The sequence below is a fragment of the Dellaglioa sp. CoH-55-MRSF-8 genome, assembly GCF_056782195.1.
The window spans coordinates 296-614 of the sequence record NZ_JBXAYH010000042.1; the positions used below are offsets into that span (position 1 = coordinate 296).

Here is a 319-nt window from a genome sequence, read left to right on the forward strand (position 1 = left end):
TCAGCATGCCGTTAGCGGCCACACAGATTTGCGTCGAGGCCGAACCACCAGCAGCTGCCCAGTTCTTCGATGCGTCGAATTGCGAAGTGAACACCGTACCGCGCGTAATCACGCCGATTTGCTGGACGTAATCGCCAACGTAGCCGCCCGGCTGCACGTCACCGAACAGGACCCGGCGCTGCACTGCCGTCAGCGTGTACTCGTAAGTCACGGTAACCGTGTCGCCTGCCGTCAGGCCCGAGACCGTTTGGCCCGTGACCTTGACCGTCGTGCCGTCAACCGGAACCCATGCGCTGGTCGTTTGGTCGTAGATACCGAC

The 319-nt window shown here is 61.8% G+C and carries 1 protein-coding gene; it reads right to left on the bottom strand.

The genetic code is table 11. The features are described 5' to 3' along the window. On the bottom strand, window positions 1-319 hold a 319-nt coding region (locus tag AC1RPW_RS07785; RefSeq protein WP_481769409.1), incomplete at both ends, for a hypothetical protein.